The sequence below is a fragment of the Streptomyces avermitilis MA-4680 = NBRC 14893 genome, assembly GCF_000009765.2.
GTDB classification, from domain to species: domain Bacteria; phylum Actinomycetota; class Actinomycetes; order Streptomycetales; family Streptomycetaceae; genus Streptomyces; species Streptomyces avermitilis.
On record NC_003155.5, the window covers coordinates 791,550 to 809,362 of the forward strand.

Annotated in this window: 16 protein-coding genes and 2 pseudogenes; 5 read left to right on the forward strand and 13 right to left on the reverse strand. The window is 68.6% G+C overall.

The window, feature by feature from the left end:
* Positions 1-320 precede the first annotated feature (320 nt).
* From SAVERM_RS45795 to SAVERM_RS44360, 3 genes and pseudogenes are all read right to left on the reverse strand, one after another.
* A pseudogene (locus tag SAVERM_RS45795) lies at positions 321-536 on the reverse strand (helix-turn-helix domain-containing protein); the annotation flags it as partial.
* A gap of 150 nt (positions 537-686) precedes the next feature.
* The gene (locus SAVERM_RS03680) at positions 687-974 is read right to left on the reverse strand and encodes a DUF1905 domain-containing protein (protein WP_037651244.1); all 288 of its coding nucleotides are present in this window, start codon (positions 972-974) and stop codon (positions 687-689) included.
* Positions 975-1,145: 171 nt separating this feature from the next.
* Entirely contained in the window at positions 1,146-1,319 is a 174-nt protein-coding gene (locus SAVERM_RS44360; protein ID WP_237528715.1) for a DUF6228 family protein, read from the reverse strand.
* Between the two features lie 323 nt (positions 1,320-1,642).
* On the opposite strand from SAVERM_RS44360, the gene SAVERM_RS03690 reads away from it, so the two are divergent.
* Positions 1,643-2,596 carry an immunity 49 family protein gene (locus SAVERM_RS03690; RefSeq protein ID WP_010982076.1) on the forward strand — a complete coding sequence of 318 codons (954 nt, stop codon included), beginning with the start codon at positions 1,643-1,645 and terminating at the stop codon, positions 2,594-2,596.
* 603 nt (positions 2,597-3,199) lie between these two features.
* Here the strand turns inward: SAVERM_RS03690 and SAVERM_RS03695 are convergent.
* Positions 3,200-3,664 carry a protein kinase domain-containing protein gene (locus SAVERM_RS03695; protein WP_052082409.1) on the reverse strand — a complete coding sequence of 155 codons (465 nt, stop codon included), beginning with the start codon at positions 3,662-3,664 and terminating at the stop codon, positions 3,200-3,202.
* Positions 3,665-5,357: 1,693 nt separating this feature from the next.
* Here SAVERM_RS03695 and SAVERM_RS43020 point away from each other — a divergent pair.
* A complete protein-coding gene (locus SAVERM_RS43020) occupies positions 5,358-5,876 on the forward strand; it encodes a hypothetical protein (RefSeq protein WP_042492696.1) in 519 nt (172 codons plus the stop codon).
* Between the two features lie 398 nt (positions 5,877-6,274).
* Positions 6,275-6,418, forward strand: a pseudogene (locus tag SAVERM_RS41150) (adenosine deaminase); the annotation flags it as partial.
* Positions 6,419-6,501: 83 nt separating this feature from the next.
* Here SAVERM_RS41150 and SAVERM_RS03715 read toward each other — a convergent pair.
* The 3 genes from SAVERM_RS03715 to SAVERM_RS03725 form a co-directional block, all read right to left on the reverse strand.
* Positions 6,502-9,666 carry an NACHT domain-containing protein gene (locus tag SAVERM_RS03715; protein WP_048894526.1) on the reverse strand — a complete coding sequence of 1,055 codons (3,165 nt, stop codon included), beginning with the start codon at positions 9,664-9,666 and terminating at the stop codon, positions 6,502-6,504.
* Between the two features lie 138 nt (positions 9,667-9,804).
* Entirely contained in the window at positions 9,805-10,032 is a 228-nt protein-coding gene (locus SAVERM_RS03720; RefSeq protein WP_010982081.1) for a hypothetical protein, read from the reverse strand.
* Positions 10,033-10,188: 156 nt separating this feature from the next.
* Positions 10,189-10,641 (reverse strand): hypothetical protein, encoded by a 453-nt coding sequence (locus SAVERM_RS03725; RefSeq protein WP_037651151.1) that lies wholly within the window; start codon positions 10,639-10,641, stop codon positions 10,189-10,191.
* Between the two features lie 584 nt (positions 10,642-11,225).
* On the opposite strand from SAVERM_RS03725, the gene SAVERM_RS03730 reads away from it, so the two are divergent.
* The gene (locus tag SAVERM_RS03730) at positions 11,226-11,636 is read left to right on the forward strand and encodes a hypothetical protein (protein WP_010982082.1); all 411 of its coding nucleotides are present in this window, start codon (positions 11,226-11,228) and stop codon (positions 11,634-11,636) included.
* Positions 11,637-11,757: 121 nt separating this feature from the next.
* On the opposite strand, the gene SAVERM_RS03735 is transcribed toward SAVERM_RS03730, so the two are convergent.
* From SAVERM_RS03735 to SAVERM_RS03750, 5 genes are all read right to left on the reverse strand, one after another.
* Positions 11,758-11,937 carry a hypothetical protein gene (locus tag SAVERM_RS03735; protein WP_010982083.1) on the reverse strand — a complete coding sequence of 60 codons (180 nt, stop codon included), beginning with the start codon at positions 11,935-11,937 and terminating at the stop codon, positions 11,758-11,760.
* Positions 11,938-11,983: 46 nt separating this feature from the next.
* Entirely contained in the window at positions 11,984-12,619 is a 636-nt protein-coding gene (locus tag SAVERM_RS44365) for a sensor histidine kinase (RefSeq protein ID WP_167544185.1), read from the reverse strand.
* Positions 12,616-13,371, reverse strand: coding sequence for a HAMP domain-containing protein (locus tag SAVERM_RS44370; RefSeq protein WP_167544186.1), 756 nt, complete (start codon positions 13,369-13,371; stop codon positions 12,616-12,618). Before SAVERM_RS44370 ends, SAVERM_RS44365 begins: the two co-directional genes overlap by 4 nt.
* Complete coding sequence (locus tag SAVERM_RS43845; RefSeq protein ID WP_010982086.1) at positions 13,368-14,054, reverse strand: response regulator transcription factor; 687 nt, start codon at positions 14,052-14,054, stop codon at positions 13,368-13,370. The genes SAVERM_RS44370 and SAVERM_RS43845 overlap by 4 nt, the downstream gene beginning before the upstream one ends.
* Before the next feature lie 496 nt (positions 14,055-14,550).
* On the reverse strand, positions 14,551-15,171 hold the full coding sequence (locus tag SAVERM_RS03750; RefSeq protein ID WP_010982087.1) for a gluconokinase: 621 nt from the start codon (positions 15,169-15,171) through the stop codon (positions 14,551-14,553).
* 772 nt (positions 15,172-15,943) lie between these two features.
* On the opposite strand from SAVERM_RS03750, the gene SAVERM_RS03755 reads away from it, so the two are divergent.
* The gene (locus SAVERM_RS03755) at positions 15,944-16,849 is read left to right on the forward strand and encodes a class I SAM-dependent methyltransferase (protein ID WP_010982088.1); all 906 of its coding nucleotides are present in this window, start codon (positions 15,944-15,946) and stop codon (positions 16,847-16,849) included.
* Positions 16,850-17,117: 268 nt separating this feature from the next.
* On the opposite strand, the gene thpR is transcribed toward SAVERM_RS03755, so the two are convergent.
* Positions 17,118-17,702 (reverse strand): RNA 2',3'-cyclic phosphodiesterase, encoded by a 585-nt coding sequence (thpR, locus tag SAVERM_RS03765; protein WP_037651146.1) that lies wholly within the window; start codon positions 17,700-17,702, stop codon positions 17,118-17,120.
* Positions 17,703-17,813 lie beyond the last annotated feature (111 nt).

The following is a 17,813-nucleotide window of genomic DNA, read 5'->3' on the forward strand; positions in this document are numbered from 1 at the left end:
CAGTCGCCGAGTCGCCCCTGGACCGGTTGATGGCCGAGATGGAGGCATCGAGGCTGGACCTGGACCGTGTCGCCGGTTCGGTAAGGCCGAAGGGCGAAGCCGGGCTCGTTTGAAAGGTGAGTGCGGTACAGCAGCGAAGTACAGCGACCCAGCTGATCCTGGGGACCACCACGAGCCGCTGGCGCCCCTTTGACCAGGCTGGGAGACCTAGGAGACCGCGCTGCCCGCGGCTCGCATCGAGGGGGCCAGGTCGGGCCAGAACCTTCTCGTCCCCCAGGGCGTCTGGAGAGCTCGCACCGCTGGACCTCGGTCAGCAGCGGGCGGGCCCCGGCCGCGCCCGTCGAGGCCAGCGCCGCCGTCCCGCCGGCCGCAAGGGCGCGGCGCCACCGGTCGGCCGCCATCTTCGCCACCCGGAAACGCCGTGCCACCTGCTCGTCGCTCTCACCAGCGGCGATGAACTCCGCCGCGGCCATGCGCACCTGCTCGCGCCGGTCCCTGACCGCGGCATCGAGCCCACCACCCTGTGCGTACCTCACACATACGACGCACCGCACACCGCACACCGCAGCACGTCACAGCAGAGCGCGACCCTGGCGCAACACCCAAGGGGAACTCTCCAGCAGTTCCAGGAGGGGGTCACTGCCAAGTCCCGCCAACCCGCGTGGCCACCCAAGCAATGCCCAGGGTCAGAGGCGAACGGTCATTTCTACGGTGACCTCGTCCCCTGTCGAAAGACCCTGTGGTTTGCGCACGGCCTGTTTGATCGGGAGCAGGTACTCGCCGTCCTTCGGGAAGAGTGACGTCGCAAAGGCGATCTCACCGATCCGGGCCTCAACAGGAACAACGCCCCACCCGTACGTGGCCATCGACGCTACCTCCCGTATGTCGGCAGACTGCTCCTCCGGTACAGGGACGAAGTAGAACGGGGAAGGCCCGCGCCATTCGATCACATGGCTGGAGAAGACGACGTCCATAGGGCCGGTCCGTTCCACGAGGAGTGCTGAATCCCACTGAGCGTACAAGCGGTGCCACCTCGTGGACGCAGATCCAGTCCCGCCGCGAAAGAGGCCGGACCGCAGGGGCCAGCTCAAGAACACATGACCACCAGGGCCGAAGGTCGCCGTCACGACCAGATGGTTGTTGACTCAGACCCGCTCACCCTCCCAACCGCGGAAGTCGCGCGCGAGGCCATCGAAGAACCCGCCCATGTCATCCCAGACGGTGGCGGTCACCGTGTCGAACCGTGCACGCACACCGTCAGCAACGGCCTCCACAGCGAAGGCGACCTCGTACTCATCCGCACGCGACCAGTCGAACAACCTGACAGTGGACGCCAAGGCCCACGCCCTTGAACGACGAGCTCGATCTGTCCTCCACTCACCTCGATCAGAGTCACCCGTCGAAGGATGCGGACGCCAACCAGCCGACGTCATCACCGTTCCGAGGCGCCCGAACGTTGCTACTTCTCCTCAACGCACTTGCCTCACACGTATCCGAGGGGTCGTCAGGCAGTGCAGCGACCGCCCATTCAGCTCCCTGTAGCTGCCTGCATTTGCCTCACATGTATCTGGAGGGCCGTAATGTCCGAGCCCGCTGATAGTGTGCCGCGTTCGGCCGAAAAGATCACGAGAGGACGGCAGCCGTGCAGGAAGTGACGCGCCATGAGGTCAGCGGACAGCACATAGCCCACGCGCTCGACGACATCAGCCGGCGGACCCGGCGGCGGTGGCATGGGATGCGCTATGACGACCCGTCCCTGGAGAAGTTGCAGGAGATGCGTGATGAGCTCCTCGACCACATCGCCGCCCGTACCGTGGAGGACCCCGCGCTCGACGAGTCATCTCGAGCGGCACTGCGGACCGCGGCGGAGTGCTCCCTGGGGGTTCTGAGCGTTGGCTGCTTCCCCGACGGCGACCAGGAGATCGTCTTCCCGCTCATCGGCGAGAGGCTCGGCAGCGAGGACATCGCCTTCGGTGACGTCGTAGAGCAGGCCCCCACGGCCGGAACGTGGGTTGACACGTTTGCAATATGTCTGGTCAGTGGCCTGGTGTGGGACTGGCAGCGGGTGATCGGTCTGCTGCTGCGGGAGGACTACGCGCCCGCGATCCGCGACGGGGTGCCGTACTCGAAGCTGAACTCGGCGTCGGATCCGGCGGACCTGGCTGCGATGGACGCACTGTGCGGCTACCTGACCCAGGCGCAGGGGCACCTGCCCCGCGACTGGCCCACCGTGCCCCTGTGCAAGCCGGACACCGACGAGCGCGCAGAGGCGGCCCGGAAACTGGACGCAGCCGGCCCCCTGACATCGGACCAGCGCCTCCTTCGTGTACTCCTCGAAGATGACCAGCACGCCTTTGAGCAGACTCTCGTGGCCCATCTCAGCGAGCACCGGGAGAGCGTGGGATCCGATCCCGCCCCCAGGACTCTGCTGCCGGTCGGCGCCCTTGCTCTGACCGCTCTGGCGGTCCAAGTGCACGGCTGGGAGCTGGACGTTCGGTCCGGCTATCTGCCGCACGGCATGCTTGGTTCCCCGGACACCCTGCGCCGAGCGGCGGACGCCGGCGGGAACGACCTGGGCCACTGGACCGCCAAGTAGCCCGTTCGACCGCTACGTCGGCAGGCCAGCGAACAGACGTGCGGGTTCCGTTTCCGCCTCACCCCCAGGTGAGGACCCCCTTGCCCGGCCCTGCCGTCCGCTACGGATGGCAGGGCCCGCCGCACCTCCCGGCTCCCCACGGGAGGCATGCGGCTGCCCGGACCCGGCTGCGGAGAGCGTCCGCCAGCCGCCGCCGGGACCCGTGACCGGCGCGATGGCCGCGACCTCCCGCCCGCACGGCTCACCGTCCCTGCACCGTGAGACTACGGCCGGTGGTGGGCCTCCCAGGCGCAGCACTGCGCTCCGAACTACTCCTGGCCTTCAGCCAGAAGGTCTTGGGGCCGCCGCAGGTGCAGCCCAGAATGTGCACGCCCTCCTGTTTGTAGCTGTCCACGTCATGGGGTGCGGTCTCCGAAAAATCCGTGCAGCAGCACCAGCGGCAGTCCACTGCCCACGGTCTCGAAGGCGACCTGTACTCCGTCGCCGCCGGTGACCTGCATGCCCACTCATCCCCGGACGCAACAGGAGTTGCCCGGTGGAAGTACATGCGCCGGCCCGTCTCCGTCAGCCGCCCCAAGGAGGTTCGGAAGAGGCACTCGGTGATCAGCGCCGCCAGGACGGGCGGAGCTGTGGTGAGGGGCGGACGGGCCCGTGCAGGTGCTGGTCGTGGTAGTCGTGCTCGTACGGTCCTGTGAAGGGCGGGGTTTCCTCCAGGAGCTCGTACGCCACAACTCCCGGGGCGTAGATGTCGCTGGCGCTGGCGGCCCGCTGGTTATTCCAGCGTTCGGGGGCCATGTACGCGAGGGTGCCCGCGAGTTTGAGGGTGTGCTTCGCGATGGTGGCTTCGGCGTAGCGGGCGATCCCGAAGTCGGCGAGGCACCGGCGGCCACCGAGCAGCAGGATGTTCTCCGGCTTGAGGTCGCGGTGGACGATCTCGCGGTCCTTGAGGTCGGCGAGTGCTTCGGCGACGTCGGACAGGACGGCGACCGCCTCGTTGAGGGGCAGCCGGCCGTGCTCCTGGAGGTGGTAGCGCAGGGACTTCTCGGCACGGACATCACCAGCGCCCACTGGTCGTGCTCGCCGCTGTCGATGACCGACCGGCACGACGTTGCGGACGCCGTCCAGGTTGGTGAACAGCAACTCGCGCCTGGCGCCCGGCGCCAGTGGGCCCTAGCTTCACCTCCGCCTTCTCGCCGACGGTGTTCTCCGCTTCGAACACGGCGCCGCAGCCGCCGCCCCCGATGCCGGCGCCGACGGCCCAGTCCTCATTCAGTGCCAGTCTCATGGGGCGCGCTGTCTCCATCGTCAACTGCTGTCCCGTGCGGGCGGTTTCGCACCGCTTGCATCCTCCGTGGGACCCTGACAGTGAGGTATTCGTGGTGTCCCGCGCACCCCGAGCCGGGCCCCCGGTGTCTGCTTCTGGACAGCACAGGACCTGCCGGTGCCGAGCACCGGATCAGCGCTCTGCGCGGGCGGGTGCCCGGGCTGCTGGCGCCGCCCGCCTTCTGTACGACGTCCCCGTCCTCGCGTCACCGCTGGCTGACCTGCTCCACCATGGCCCCTCCGTACCCATATGGCGCCCCGTCCACGACCCGACCAGCGAGTCCGCTGAATCGGGCCCGAGCGTCGGCAGACATGACGCGCGGCCGCCGCAGACGACGGCATGAGGCTGCGCTTCGCTTCGCGCGCAGATCCTCCGCAGCGAAGTAGTCGGCCGGCCACGAACCCAGCGCGCGCTTACCCCTTGTCGCCCTGGACGACCGCACCTCCGAACACCAACGGCCGGCCTGGCCGAGGCGCCATGAGGGGGCACCCCGCTACGGACCACGAAGGACACCACGAGAGGCGCCCCGAAAGGCAACCCCTCGGGGGCGCGGCCTCTGCGTACGTCGGCACTGCGCAGACCGGCCGTGGTCGGGGGTGGGCGCGGCACTGCGGGAGGCATGGTCGGCCTCCGCGACGGCGGGCCAGCTCGCTGTCGTCGGGCAGCGGTGATGAGCGGGTCGGTGCGCAGGCTGTGCGCGAGGACCAGGCTTCGCGCACACCGAGCCCGGACAGTGCCCGGACAAGACGCTGACCAGGCCGGACAAACAACGACCGTCCGGGACAGTCACAAACTGTTGCTCCAGCTCGGCCAAGGTCGGCAACCTCGATACCGCAAGGCATCCGGCAGAAACCAAGGTGAAGGTGTCCGGCCTCAGGCGACGCACGTCGGTGAGCCGTGAAGCGGTGGCAATGGCAGACGTGGGCTCGGGCCTGGATGGCGTCGCCAGGCGAACCAACGGGGCCGGTGGGTCGCATCACGCATGGGCCGGACGGCCAGCGTCGTGGACAGTCGCTGGAGCAGTGTGGATGCCGTTCCACGCTCGTATGCAAGAGCGGCAAGGCAAGACAGGCGCGGAGTGCTGGGCCCTTCGGGCACGGTCTTCGCTGAATGAAGGGGCACTGATGCGCACACGCAAGATCATCGCAGGACTCGTTCTCGGCACCACTGTCGGACTGGGGCTCATGGCGCCACCTGCCCAGGCAGCTTCCACGGCGTCACCCGCCGCTTCCTCCGACACTCGGGGCGTCGTGGACATCCAAGGTGCGCAGGCGAGCTGGCACTTCTACAGCAGTCACAAGACCTGGGTGGAATGCGGACTCCGAGCGTCCTACTGGCACGATCTGCACCCCACTTGGGAGGCGAAGTGCCCTGAATTCAAAGGTACTGACGGGGTGAAGAAGTTCCACCTGTACTTGTACTACTAGCAACTTGGTCATGGCGAAGCCCTCCGGTGTGGTGGAGGTGCTGAGCCTTCACCGCACCGAGATCTTCGTGGACCACTGCAATGCCCGGCTGATCGTTCACGGCGGGCGGCTGCTGTTCGAAGCGTGCCCCCGGCGCCGGGGGCACGACTCTCAAGGGGAGGGAACCCACATGCGTATCCGACGCGCACTCGCCACCACTGCGGCGACTGCCGCGCTCGCCGGCGGCCTCGCCGCCGCACCCGCCAGCGCCGACAACAGCGGTGAGATCAATGCCGCGGCAGTCTGCGACCTGGTGCCCAACTATAACCAGTGGGACTCGGTCGTCGTTCGCCACGCGACCGCCCCCTTCCGCGACGGACCCTACGCCGAGTGCGATGGGACCACCAGGAGCGCCTCGTCCTACCTCGACGCATACTGCCGATACAAGAACAGCCACGGCAACGTCTGGTACTTCACCTACTACGGCTGGGTGTACGGCACGCACGTCACCCGCCCCAACGGTGAACCCGTCTGGTGCGACATGTCCTGAGCTGCGGCCGGCGCTGCTCGACCGACTCGGCCAGTCAGGACCGAACACGCCCTGCCACGGGGAGCTCCGTGGCAGGGCGTTCTGCTGCGCGTCAGTGCCTGAACGGAAAATCTCCCCGCGCCGGGGCGGGCTGCGCCCATCATTGGCCAGGGGTTGGGCGAGTTGCTGGTCAGGAGCGGTAGGTTGATTGCGCCTCAGCCCGACCTGACGGCACGAGCGGTGCTTCGCAGGGCGTCCGGGCGGGTGATTTCCCCTCCCGTACGCGCTCCGCCGGAGCGGCCGGGGGCGGGCCGCCTGCGGCGCGGGGCCAGCCGGCCGCCCGGATACGGCGATGACCCGTGGTGGGTGCGCCAGCAGCACCAGCCCCGCGACCATGGCCGACCAGCTGCGGGTGCTCGTTCGAGCACATGGTGGACGCGTTCGGCTATGGGCCCGAGGTCTTCGAGGAGTTCCGGGTCGCCGCGGTCGAGTCCGCGTTCCTGCCGCTGCCGAAGCGCCGTCGCCTGATTGACCAGGTGATCCGCCTGGGGTACGGGGCGCTTCGGGCCGACGGGCGCGGACGGGCCGCGCGGCGGACCACGCGCGGTCGCGTCGGGGCCGGCAGCCGGCGGCTGAACCCCGCGGTTCAGCCGCCGGTCTGCGTATAGATGTCGTTCACCGTCTTGCGCATCAGGTCGGCGTGCTGCTTGGCAACGGCCGTACGCAGCCCGAGGAGGTAGTCCTTGCCGCCGATGCGGAAAGCCCGGACCATCTCGACGCAGTGGAGGTCGTTCTGGTCGGGCCATTCCTTGGACGGCTTCCGGCTGCACGAGAAGTCGGCGATTTTCGTCGACGCATCGGCCCACTTCCAGGGCGCCCCGGCCGCATGCTTGTTCTTCGGGTCCCGCACATAGCCGTCGATCGTCCTGCGGCTGCAGGGCCCACCCGTGCACTCCCGCAGGTCAAAGACGATGATGCCGTACACGGGACGGGGATGTCCGAGGATGCCGATCCCGCATATCCATTGCATGGCGCAGCTCATCCGTGGTCCCCGGAACACAAAGGGGAGAGATTGGATGCCGTTGAGCTGGGACCGGTCACCCGGTCGCCAGACGGGACCGTCGATGGATCGTGCGACACCCCTGCGGTAGCGGGTGTACGGCGCGTCGCCGGGCAGCGGGGGACGGGGGACGGCCACGAGGGCGGTGCCGGGGGATTCTCCCAGACCGGCGTTGGCCAGAACCTGCCTGACCAAGATGGCCGCCACGGCCTTGACGCGCTGGCCGTCCCTCGCCACCTCGGTGTACGTGAGATCGACAAACACATTCCCGGTTCGGGCGCCCACCCTCGCCGACCACCCGGCGCTCCCCGGCTCGTTCTCTCGCGGGCTGATCACGGCCCGGTCGCCCACTCCGGCCAGTTCAAGGGTGCTGACGACGTTCAGCTGCCGGTCGGCCACCATCACGGCGCTCACCCCATTGCCGGGACGCGCGACGGTGACGGACAGTGTCACTTCACCGTCGCGGTTGAACGGCGCCTGTTCGGTCCAGTGGCAACGGCCGGAGCCGTCCGCCCGCGCCCAAGGATCGGTGATCGCCGGTTCCAGCTGTTCTCCCCTCAGGAGTGAGCACGCCGGAGCCACGGAGGAGTACGGCCCGGAAGGGCCAATTGCGTTCTCAGCCGCTGCGAGCAGCCACGCGACCAGTCCTACCCAAATAACCATATGCACGACAAAAGCAAGCCGTCTTATACGAAGCGAGTGCTTCTTCCGCTGTGAAAAGTCCTTCCCGGCAAGTCTGTTGAGTAGTTCCAGATGCCGGAAGCGGTACCGTCCGCCGCTCTGCCGCAGTACGCCACGCCCGTGTGCATCCTGGAGAAAGGCCCCGAGTCGCCAAGGCAGCCGGCCCGTCGCCGCAAGCCAGATCCGGGCCACGTTGAACCGTCCCCAGGCCGACCCTCCGACTTCGTACAGCAGCCAGGCGAAGGTATTCAGCAGGAGCGTCACGCGCCCAACATTCTGCTCAGGCTCCAGGATGTCGATGTTGGACTGCCAGAGCCACGTGATCGGCAGGATGAGGAACAGAGCCAAGGAGAAGAGGTCCAAGGGGCCGCCCCTTTCCTTGAAGGGAAGTACCCAGAAGGCGCCCTTGACCCATGCCGCGGTCCTGTCCCGTCGCAGCAGTTCCCAGGGGCTGCTCACGGACTCCGTGTCCGACGGTTCACTGCGCAGGAACGGCAGGGCCCGGGAGCCGCGCACATGCTTGGGGCCCGGGAAGGCCGACGGGTCGGTGGCGAACCACACCGTGGTCAGCAGGGCGAGAAACAGCAGCGCCTCGGTGAGCCAGATCGGACCTCCCGGCCAAAAGGTCGCATGAGCCTCCCCTAGGCCGGACCAGTAGGTGACGCCCGTGATGGCCGCGATCAACGGCACGAAAGCCAACCAGCCGACCCACCGGGGTGTCGTCGTGTCCAGCCGCCACCACTCCAGCTCCTGCGTCCCCCCGGCCCTCACATGGCGGGCGAGGAAACGCAGCCAGATCCCTGCCTGCTCCGCCTCCCAGGTGCGGTCGGCCAGCGCGCCGCCGTAAACGGAGGGGATGAACCGGTCGAAGAGATGGGCCTCGATGGCCGAACTGTCCGGGAACTGCCGCGGGTCGAGCAGCTCCATCGGATCGGCCCGTGTGTCGCTGTACGCCGCACGGGCCAGGCCGACCATGAGCGGGGTCGACAGTGCTCGGCGCACGTGCCTCGCCTGCCCGTCCTCCTCGCCCAGCCGCGCGAGCACCGGGTCCCACGTTGTCAAGGTCCCCTCCCCCGACTTGACCTTGCGGCTGGTGCGGGGCAGATACTCGGCGAGCTGATCCACGGTGAGCCGTTCCAGCTCGACCACGGCCGTTGCCGTGAGGACATCGCTCTGTGCCACGGCCTGCTCAAAGGCCGTGCTCCGGCTGGTGAGCACGAAGCATGCGTCGCGGCCGAGACTCGCATTGAACTCGGCCAGTGCCGTGGCCTGTGTGACCGTCGGGATCTCGTCGAAGCCGTCGAGCACGGGCAGGATCCGCCCGGTCTCCAGGAGCGCCTGTGCGATCGCCCGTCGCTGGGCGCCGCGGGCGGCAAGGCTCGGATGGCGGTCGGAGACGAGCGCCGCGGCCCACTGCCACAACCCCTGCTGCCGCGGGTCCCAGGAGGCGAGCGGGAAGATCACGGGCACGGGACTACCCTTGAGCGCCTGCCGAGCGAAGCGCAGTGCCAGCGCGGACTTGCCCCCGCCCGGCGGGCCGAGAACGACGAGCCGACGCGAGGGAATACGCTTGTACACCTCGTTGATCTCGGCGAACTCCCCCTCGATGTCGGGTATCTGGCCACTGTCCCGGCTGATGTTCTCCCAGTGGTCGACGAGTTCGGGATCGCCCTCGCTCCAGCGGACCCGCAGCGGGATGGGATCGTGCACCCGGGAAAGCCGTTCCTCCCGGTCGTACATCGTGCGCAGCCTCCCGGCCAGCTGCGTTGCGGCGATGTCTAGTTGACGCTCGGAGAACACGCCACGCCGGCCCCGGCGTGCCCGCACGTGGGCGACGCCGAGATACGCGGCCACGACCAGCAGACAGGCAGCGACCGTCCAAGCGGGGCCGGGGCGGCGTCGGCCGAGGTCCGACACGATCAGCGCGACAGCGGCGAGGGCCAGGAACAGCACCGCCACGGGCCGCAGCAGCCCATGGATCTGGGGGCTCTCCGGGCGATGGACATGGAAGTGCACGCCGCCGTGGATCGCGCCGGCCTGGATGAGGTTCTCGACGTAACCGCCGTCCATGCGGTTGACGACCGTATGAGGGACACGCCCGAAACGGCGCGCAAACCACTGCCCCCTCGGCCCCCTCATGAGCCCTATCGTGCCATCGCCTCGATCAACTCACGCTGCCTTTGCAAGTCTCGATCAGGTGGGCGCGGTTCAGCCCTGGAGGTTCTCCTCGACGGTGAAGTCATCCAGGTCGGCAAGAACAGCGTCGCTCTCTGTCGACAGGCCGGAGCGGCGAACAGGGTGGCGGCGATACGCAAGGCCAGGGGCAGGCCCGCACAGGTTGACGATGGCTGCGGCTGCTTCGGGGGCATCCTGAACACGGGTGTCGGCGGGTCCGCGGGCCTGTAGGACGGCCTGGTGCAGCAGGGCGCTGGACACGACGGTGTCGAGGACCTTCAGGTCGTGCGGACGGGCGTGGCGGCGTGACCTCCGGGGGCAGCACCACGGTGATGTCGCGGCCCTGGATCGCCTCGTGGAAGAACACTCCGCCGCTGATCGCGTTGGACACGTTCCCGTCCTCGCCGGCTGTTCGACTCAGTCTTGCGTCGACCGCGTCTCGCCTTCGGCGGCAGGTGGAGGAGGAGCGGAGGCGGTGAAGGACAAGCCGGAGAAGTCCCGGCCCTGCAACACTGTCCCGTACTGGGTACCGCCGCTGATCGTGTTGCGGACGCCACCGTCACCGGTACGCACCAGCTTCGCCTGCTCATGCCACTGTTGCAGACCAGCAGAGAATTCCGTATCCACCACTGCCCGCACTGCCAGCGCGGTGCTCAGCGCCTGCGCACGCGCCGCATCCTCGGGTTCCTCCCGAAGCCTGGCGAGCTCCGCCTCCCCGGTGCTGACCGCTGGGGCCTGGGCGGATTCGCCTTGGCGACGCCCGAACGGGCGGCGCACCAGCGTGGTCAGCCCCACCCAGGCCTGTCGCCCGAGTTCACCGCCGGCGCCCCCTGCCAGCGCCGCGAGCAATGCCACCGAAATCGGATCCATGCTGTACCACCCTCCGTAGCTCATGCTGCACCGGGAGTGGACACACTACGAGAGGCCGCAGTGCAGAGGGCGCCGATCCGGCAATCCGCCCTGGGACCCGGCAGCGCCCACAGACAGACCAGACCTCGCCGTCTACACCGAGAGCACGTTTTTCGAGACCGGCCGTTGCGAACCGCCGCACAGGGGTACGCGACGGCGTTGGAATTGCCGGACTCCGGTACCTCGGCGGCCTGGCCCGTCGCCGCCGCTGTGGTGGCTGCGGTGCACTCGCAGTTGCCCGTTGAAGGACCTCGCATCGCTCCAGATGCGCACGCTGCACCGCCGACGCTGCTCCTGGCGAGGCCCTCCCCGCGCAGCAGCCTGTGTCATCTGGCCCGTGCAAATAGTGCGCTGCATCCAGCGACACCCCAGCGGCCTCCCGACGACCGCCACCGCCGACCGGGTGTGATCCTCGCCTGCGCCGGCCTCGGCGGTCAGCCGGTCAACGCCTTCGTGTTCCGTTCACCTGCACGCGTGATCCCCAACTCTTGCCGCACCCGGAATCATGCTCCATGAACCGCGTAAATCTATAGGAAAAGGGCAATATGCTTCGACACCGTGTCGTGGTGCGGCACCTGACCCGCGCCACCGTGACCTCGTGCTGCGCCGCTGCTCTCGCCCTCACACAGACGGTGCAGGCCCACGCGGCGAGCCGCACGGTCAACTTCAACTACCAACACATCTGGAAGACACCCGAGTTCGAAACGGGTATCCGCGGCCGCATCCACTTCACCGTCAAGAAGTGCGACCACCCCAACGGGGACATGACCGTGCTGCTGAGGCGCACTGATGGCTTCAACTACGTCGTGGGCAGCCGGAACATCAAGTGCCGCGCTGGCCACACGGCCAACTGGGACGACGATCCGGCGGGGACCTACGAGTTCGAGCTCGGCAAGCTCGACGACTACAAGTTCTTCAAGGGCACCGCCACCTACTCGTTCAACGCCGCCAGGTAGCCGCTGGAGCCGGGCTCGGGCCGGTACCCGGTACCGGGCGCCGGCTCCCGGCGCGGCGAAGGCACAGGGCTCGCGGCCGCTCGCCGGTCCGCCCTCGGCCGTGTACCGGACACTCCAGCACTCAGCCGGCCAGGCCCTTGACGGCAAGGTCGTCGACGACGTGCCGCAGCGCGGCAAGCGCGGGGTCCGCCGACGGATCGGAGGCGGCGACGGCGGCCTGGATGGCGCCCAGGACGCGGGCGACGTCGAGCAGCCGGTACTCCTGGGCACAGGAGATGCCGAACTTCGCGTCGCAGTACACCTCCCACGAGTCTTCCCTGCCAAGTCCAGCGTGTCGACGAGTGCTGTCAGCTTGAAGCGTCAGCCATAGGCTCGCCAGGGGGCCCAGGCTCGTCGGCTGCGGGAAGGCTGAGGGTGGCTTGGAGTCCTCCGGCTGGGCTTTGGCCGAGGTGGAGGGTGCCATGGTGGAGATGGGCCTGCTGTTCGACGAGGGCGAGGCCGAGGCCGGAGCCCGGCGCGCGGGTTCGCGGGCCGCGGGTGAAGCGCTCCTTCATCGCGTGGCGTTGGTCCGGGGGGATGCCGGGCCCGTCGTCGCTGACGGTGATCCGGACCGTGCCGGCCTCGTGGGTGAGCTGGATGTCGACGGTGCCGTCGGGGCGGCCGTGGAGGGCGGCGTTGTCGAGCAGGTTGTCAACCGCCAGGCGCAGTCCTACGGGCCAGCCGGTCAGCGTCGCGGGGGTGCTGCCGTTGAGGCGATAGGTGGTGGGGTGGCGGCGGGCCGCGTGGCTGACAGCCTCGTGGAGGAGTGCACCGAGGTCGACGGGGACACGGTCGGGCAGGGCGTGCGCGTCGCCGCGCGCGAGGGTCTGCAGCCCGGTGAGGAGGGCAGTGATGCGGTGGTGCTCCGCGCCCATGGCCTCCAGTGCGCGGGTGCGCTGTGGTGCGGGGAGGGTGGGGTTGCGCTGGAGGGTCTCGATGGTCATGCCGAGGCTGGTGAGGGGGGTACGTAGCTCGTGGCCGGCGTCGGCGGTGAAGCGTCGGGTGGCTTCCATGCTGGTGCGCAGTTGGCGAGCATGCCGTTCAGGGCGCGGGAGAGGTCAGCGACTTCCTGGGGGCCTGTCACGGTGGGGAGTTGGGGGCCTGTGGTGTCGGCACTGATGGCGAGCGCGCCGGTCCGCAGGCGTTGGAGAGGCTGGAGGATGATCCTGGTGATCAGCCACACGCCGACGGCCGTGGCCAGAGCGGCGGCGAGGGTGACGGCGACGACGATGGCGGTGTTGTCGGCGACACGGCGTTCGATGTGGTCGATGTCCTGGAGGACTTCGAGGCGGTCCCCTGTGGCGTTGAGGGGCTGGGTCAGGGTGCGCCAGGTCTGTCCGTCGGCCTCGATGGTGCTGTAGCCGTCACGGCTGGGCAGCGGGGGCGGGGTGGGCGGAGTCTCGCCGCGCTGGGCGATGACCTGCCCGTCGGAGATGAGGCGGACCAGGCTCTGGCTGCCGGCCAGCAGGCCGCCGTAGTCGTCCCGGCCCTCGTCAGCACCCTCGTGGTCCCCCTGCCCCAGGAGCTTGTCGGCGTCCTGGCGGACCTTTTCGGCGCGTGCGGTGAGCTGGCGGTCGACGTCGGTACGGTCACGGTGGTCGATGCGGGCGACGATGACCAGTCCGGCGAGCGCGACCACGACCGTCACCAGTACCGCGACGGCGGCGGTGATCTGGGTGCGCAGGCGCCGCTTCACGGGCCGGTGCGCAGGACGAGGCCGATCCCGCGGACGGTCTGCAGGATCCGGGGGCGGCCGTCGGCCTCGAGCTTCTTGCGGAGGTAGCCGATGAAGACGTCCACCACGTTGGTGTCGACGTCCCAGGTGTAGCCCCATACCTGTTCCAGAAGCTGGGCACGGGAGAGGACCTGGCCGGGCCGGTGCGCGAGGGCGAGCAGCAGGTCGAACTCGCGGGTGGTCAGGTGCAGGTCCCGCCCCGCGCGGGCGGCCACCCGCCGGGCCGGCTCGATGGTGACGTCGCCGATGACCAGGGGCCGTACGGCGGTCGACTCGTGCAGGCGGACTATCGCGTGCAGGCGGACTATCGCGTGCAGGCGGGCGGCCAGCTCGGCGATGGAGAACGGCTTGACGACGTAGTCGTCCGCGCGGGCCGCGAGTCCGGCGACCCGGTCGTCGACCTCGTCGCGGGCAGAGAGCATGCACACCGGCAGCGTCCGGCCCTGGGCTCGCAAGGACTGTACGACCTCAACGCCGGACAGGCCCGGCATCGTCACGTCCAGGACGATCACCGACGGCAGCCGGTCGGCGACCTGCTCCAGCGCGTTCTCGCCATCCTCGGCGAGGCGGACCGTGAAGCCCTCCAGCCCGAGCCCCAGGTCCAGTGCCTCGCGTACGCCCGGGTCGTCGTCGACGACGAGCACCTCCGGCTTCCTGCCTGCCGCCAGCCCCGGTCAGGACCAGGCCAAGCCCGGCGACGACACCCCCGGCGACGGCGAACACGTCGGCAAACCCGGAGAGAACAAGTAGCTCTCGAAGCCATCGAACCCGTATGCCAGGCGTCTCAACGGCGGCGCCGCGTACGGGTTCGGATCGCGCTCAGGGTTTTGTGAACCCGCGCGCTTGCGGGACGAGAGCACCGTACGAGGCTGGTCGGCGAGTTGCGTGTTGGTGGTGCGTGCGATGTTCGCGCAGGCGGGAACACAGCGGTCCAAGGCGGGTCCCCGGTGCCGACGCGGTGGCAGAGGGCCTTGTCACGGTTGTAGCCGCACATGAGGACAGCGTGAATTGCCCGCCGCGCGGCCGGCCCTGACACGTCGGCGCCTGCGGCGAGATCGGCGTGAAGGGCGGCGAGAGTATCGGCGGTGGCTCGGGCGGTCTCGATGCCGAGGAGCTCGTGGATGCCGGCGTGGCTTCGCGCTAACGGTGGAGTCGGGTATGGGAACTGTCCGAATGCCTGGCGGTTCGCGCGTTGAATTCCTGGGTCTGCGTCTCCGCTGTGGCTCGGGTGAGGATCTCGTCCGCAGTCTCCGCGGGTGACTGCTCGGAGGTGTCGATCCACAATCCGACCCGGGGCGTCTCTCGTTGGAGAATCCGGTCCAGTGGATCGATCTCCCATGCGTTGTAGGCGGTCTTGGGTCTCGCGGCGTCTCGTGCCGCTATGGCCTTGGGCTGCGGCACGAGAACGATGACGTGCAGGGGGCGGTTGCGGATCTGCGCGATCATCTGGGTGAGGTGGTCACCCAGGATGACGTCTTGAGCGACCACGGTGAAGCCGGCCTCGAAGTACTGGTCGATGACCTTCGCCGTCAGGCTGTGACGCAGTCGGAGTTGCCGCAGTGCTTCGTCAGATGGATCTGCCGTCATCTCGGCACGGCCGTTGATGACCATGCGCCGGAACTGGTCGCCCCGCACGTGCACGGACTGCGGGAGTCGTTCGGCCAGCATCTGCGCAACCGTCGACTTGCCTGCGGCCGGGATGCCGGTGATGAGATAGATCGCCTGGTCAGGGCGAGGTTCAGGACTGGTCGGCTGTGTCACAGGGCTGGATTCTCCTTGATACGGCTGCTGACGTCGACAGCGTAGGCGGCCCGGTCCCCAGCGGATGCCTGCTGCCACTGGACGGCGACTTTGATGTGGACGCCGAGCAACCGGGCGAGGATCGCGGCGGGGAGTTCGGTCGCGAGAGTGAACAGCGCGGTGGAGCGATCCTTTTGGGGCCGGATACCGATCTTGTGGAGACGGATGCCTATCTGACTGTCCCTGAGGGGAAATTCTGTCCCTGAAGTTCTTCAGCCCGAGCGGCTGGAGCGGCTGCGTGCGCAGATACGGGGCCCGGCCGCATGGGCACAGGGAAGCTCCGTTTGTGTCCTGGAGCAACGTTCAACCCGCACGCGACGCGTGGTCTTCCCGGATCCGCAGGCGGGTTCCCGTGCGTAGACGTCCAAGAATCCGGGAACCCGGACGCTTCCAACAGCAGCAAGGCCGACCAGGACCCCAGTACCTGGCAGCCGCCCGCCCAGGGCTACCTCTGCCCGCCCTGACCTGCTCGGCCAGCCCGCCGACCGGCAGCACCCGGAGCCGGTCGGTGAGGCGGAGCAGACCCGTTATGGCGACGGATGGCTGATCGAGATCAGCCTCAAGAACCCGAGCTCCGAGGGCCCGCTGAGCGCGAAGGAGTCGACGCCTTCATCGCGTCCGGGGATCAGCCCCCGCCACGCGTGGCGCCGGCCAGGCCCCGCCCCGTCCCTCGCTCCAGGGCGGGTTTACGGAGACGAGACGCGCGCATAGATGGCCGTATCTGGCTGGCGAGTTGAGCGTTGTCGGGTTCATGCGGGCGCCGCGCGGCGGCGCGCTCTTCATCACGGAGGTGGCACAGATGACGCAGTGTTCCGGGGCGGCCCAGCACCCGATCCCGCCTGCGGTCCAGGAAGCGTACGGGACGGCCGATCTCAGTTCGATGCCCTTGTTCGGCGGGGGGTTCATCAATTTCGGCTATTGGCAGGACATCGACCTCGACCAGCCGCTGAGCGAACATGACCGGATCTGCAGCCAGCAGGCCCTGTACCGTCACGTTCTCAGTGCTATGGCGCCCACCGAGGGACTACGGGCACTGGAGGTCGGCTCCGGGCTGGGGGTTGGCGCCGCGGTGGCGCTCGAGGAGTACGGCTTCGCGCACGTCACCGGCATGGATATCCATCCACAGCAGCTCAGGCGGGCTGAACAGGCCAACTCCGCACTGCTGGCTCGCCGCCCCGAACGGTTGCTCTTCGCCCACGGCGCAGCCGAGAACATGCCCTTCGGCGACGGCACGTTCGACTGCGTGTACAGCGTCGAGGCCGCCCAGCACTTCCGCGACCTCGGGGCATTCGCTCAGGAGACCGCACGCGTGCTGCGGCCTGGCGGTCGCGCCGTCGTCACCAGTTTCTTCGTCCCCGACGCCGATCCGGCCCGGACCGGGCGGCTGGCTGAACTGCTCGACACCTTCGCCACCGGCCTGGACGTCGCGCATACCGTCCCCTTGCTGACCAGCAGCCTCGAGCGGGTCGGCCTGACGGGGGTCTCTGTAACCTCGATCGGGGCGTCGGTGTGGCCCGGCTGGGACCGCTGGCTGGCGGGAATGTGGGAGCCTGGCACCTGGCCTCGCAACTTCCTTCGGGCCTTCCGCGAAGGCACCCTCGACTACTTCACGGTCACCGCGGAACGCCCGGCGGTCTGACGGGCCCGAATCGACCGGCGGCTCGCGCTCCGCACGGCTCAGGTCGGGCGGGGCCGGGCTCGGTTGTCGGGAGTCGAGCCGGCCCGGACGGAAGTCCAGGTCGACGACGTTCACGTTCGGCTGTGCGAGGACCTCGGCGTCCAGCGCCGCCGCCTGTGCCGCCAGGTCCTCCAGGGTGTAGCCCTGTCCAGCGGGCGGGCCGCGAGGCTGTCGGGGAGCATCTCCGCATACGTGGCCGCCTCTTCGCCGTAGATCCGGCCGAAGTCGCTCACCTCTGGCAGCCGAAGGACCAGGCCTCGATGTCGCGGTAGTGGATCGGTCCGCGGCTACGGCCGACGTTGCTGCCGACCAGGTGCAGGCGTTCGGCAGGCCATCGGCGGCCGGTGAATCCGGCGAAAGTTTCGGCGATTTCACCTGCCGAGGATCGATCTCCTCGGCGGGCTCGGGCCAACGTCAGATGGGGGCGCAGGGGCCGGTCTTCGAAGGCGACACCGCAGTTCTTGACGGCGGTACGCACATCGGCAGCGAGCATGTGCAGCTCATCCAGATCTCCGTCGATTCCGCTCCACAGCACCCGGTCGTCGAAGTTTCCGCTACCGCGTAGGGCCAGACACAGTGGCTTGTGGTCCGCCGCGAGGTCGGCGAGAGGCGGTCGCAGGAGCGGAACTGCCTCGGCGGACAGTTCCCCGAGGAACGCCAGGGTGATGTGCCAGTCTTCTATGCGGTTCCACCGCATGTGCGGGTGCGTGGCATAGGCGGGGCGCAGCGTTCGGGCCAGCTCTTCCTTCGCGTGGTCTGGCGGGGCAAGGGCGATGAAAACCCGAACTGTCGTCGGCTGAGTTGGATCGTTCACACCGGACTTCGTACCGCACTCGGGTCGTGGATGCGACAGCCCGGGTACTGCAACGCCTGCGCCGCCTTGCAGCGACGCCACCCCAGACATCGCCCCAGCCGCAATCCACAC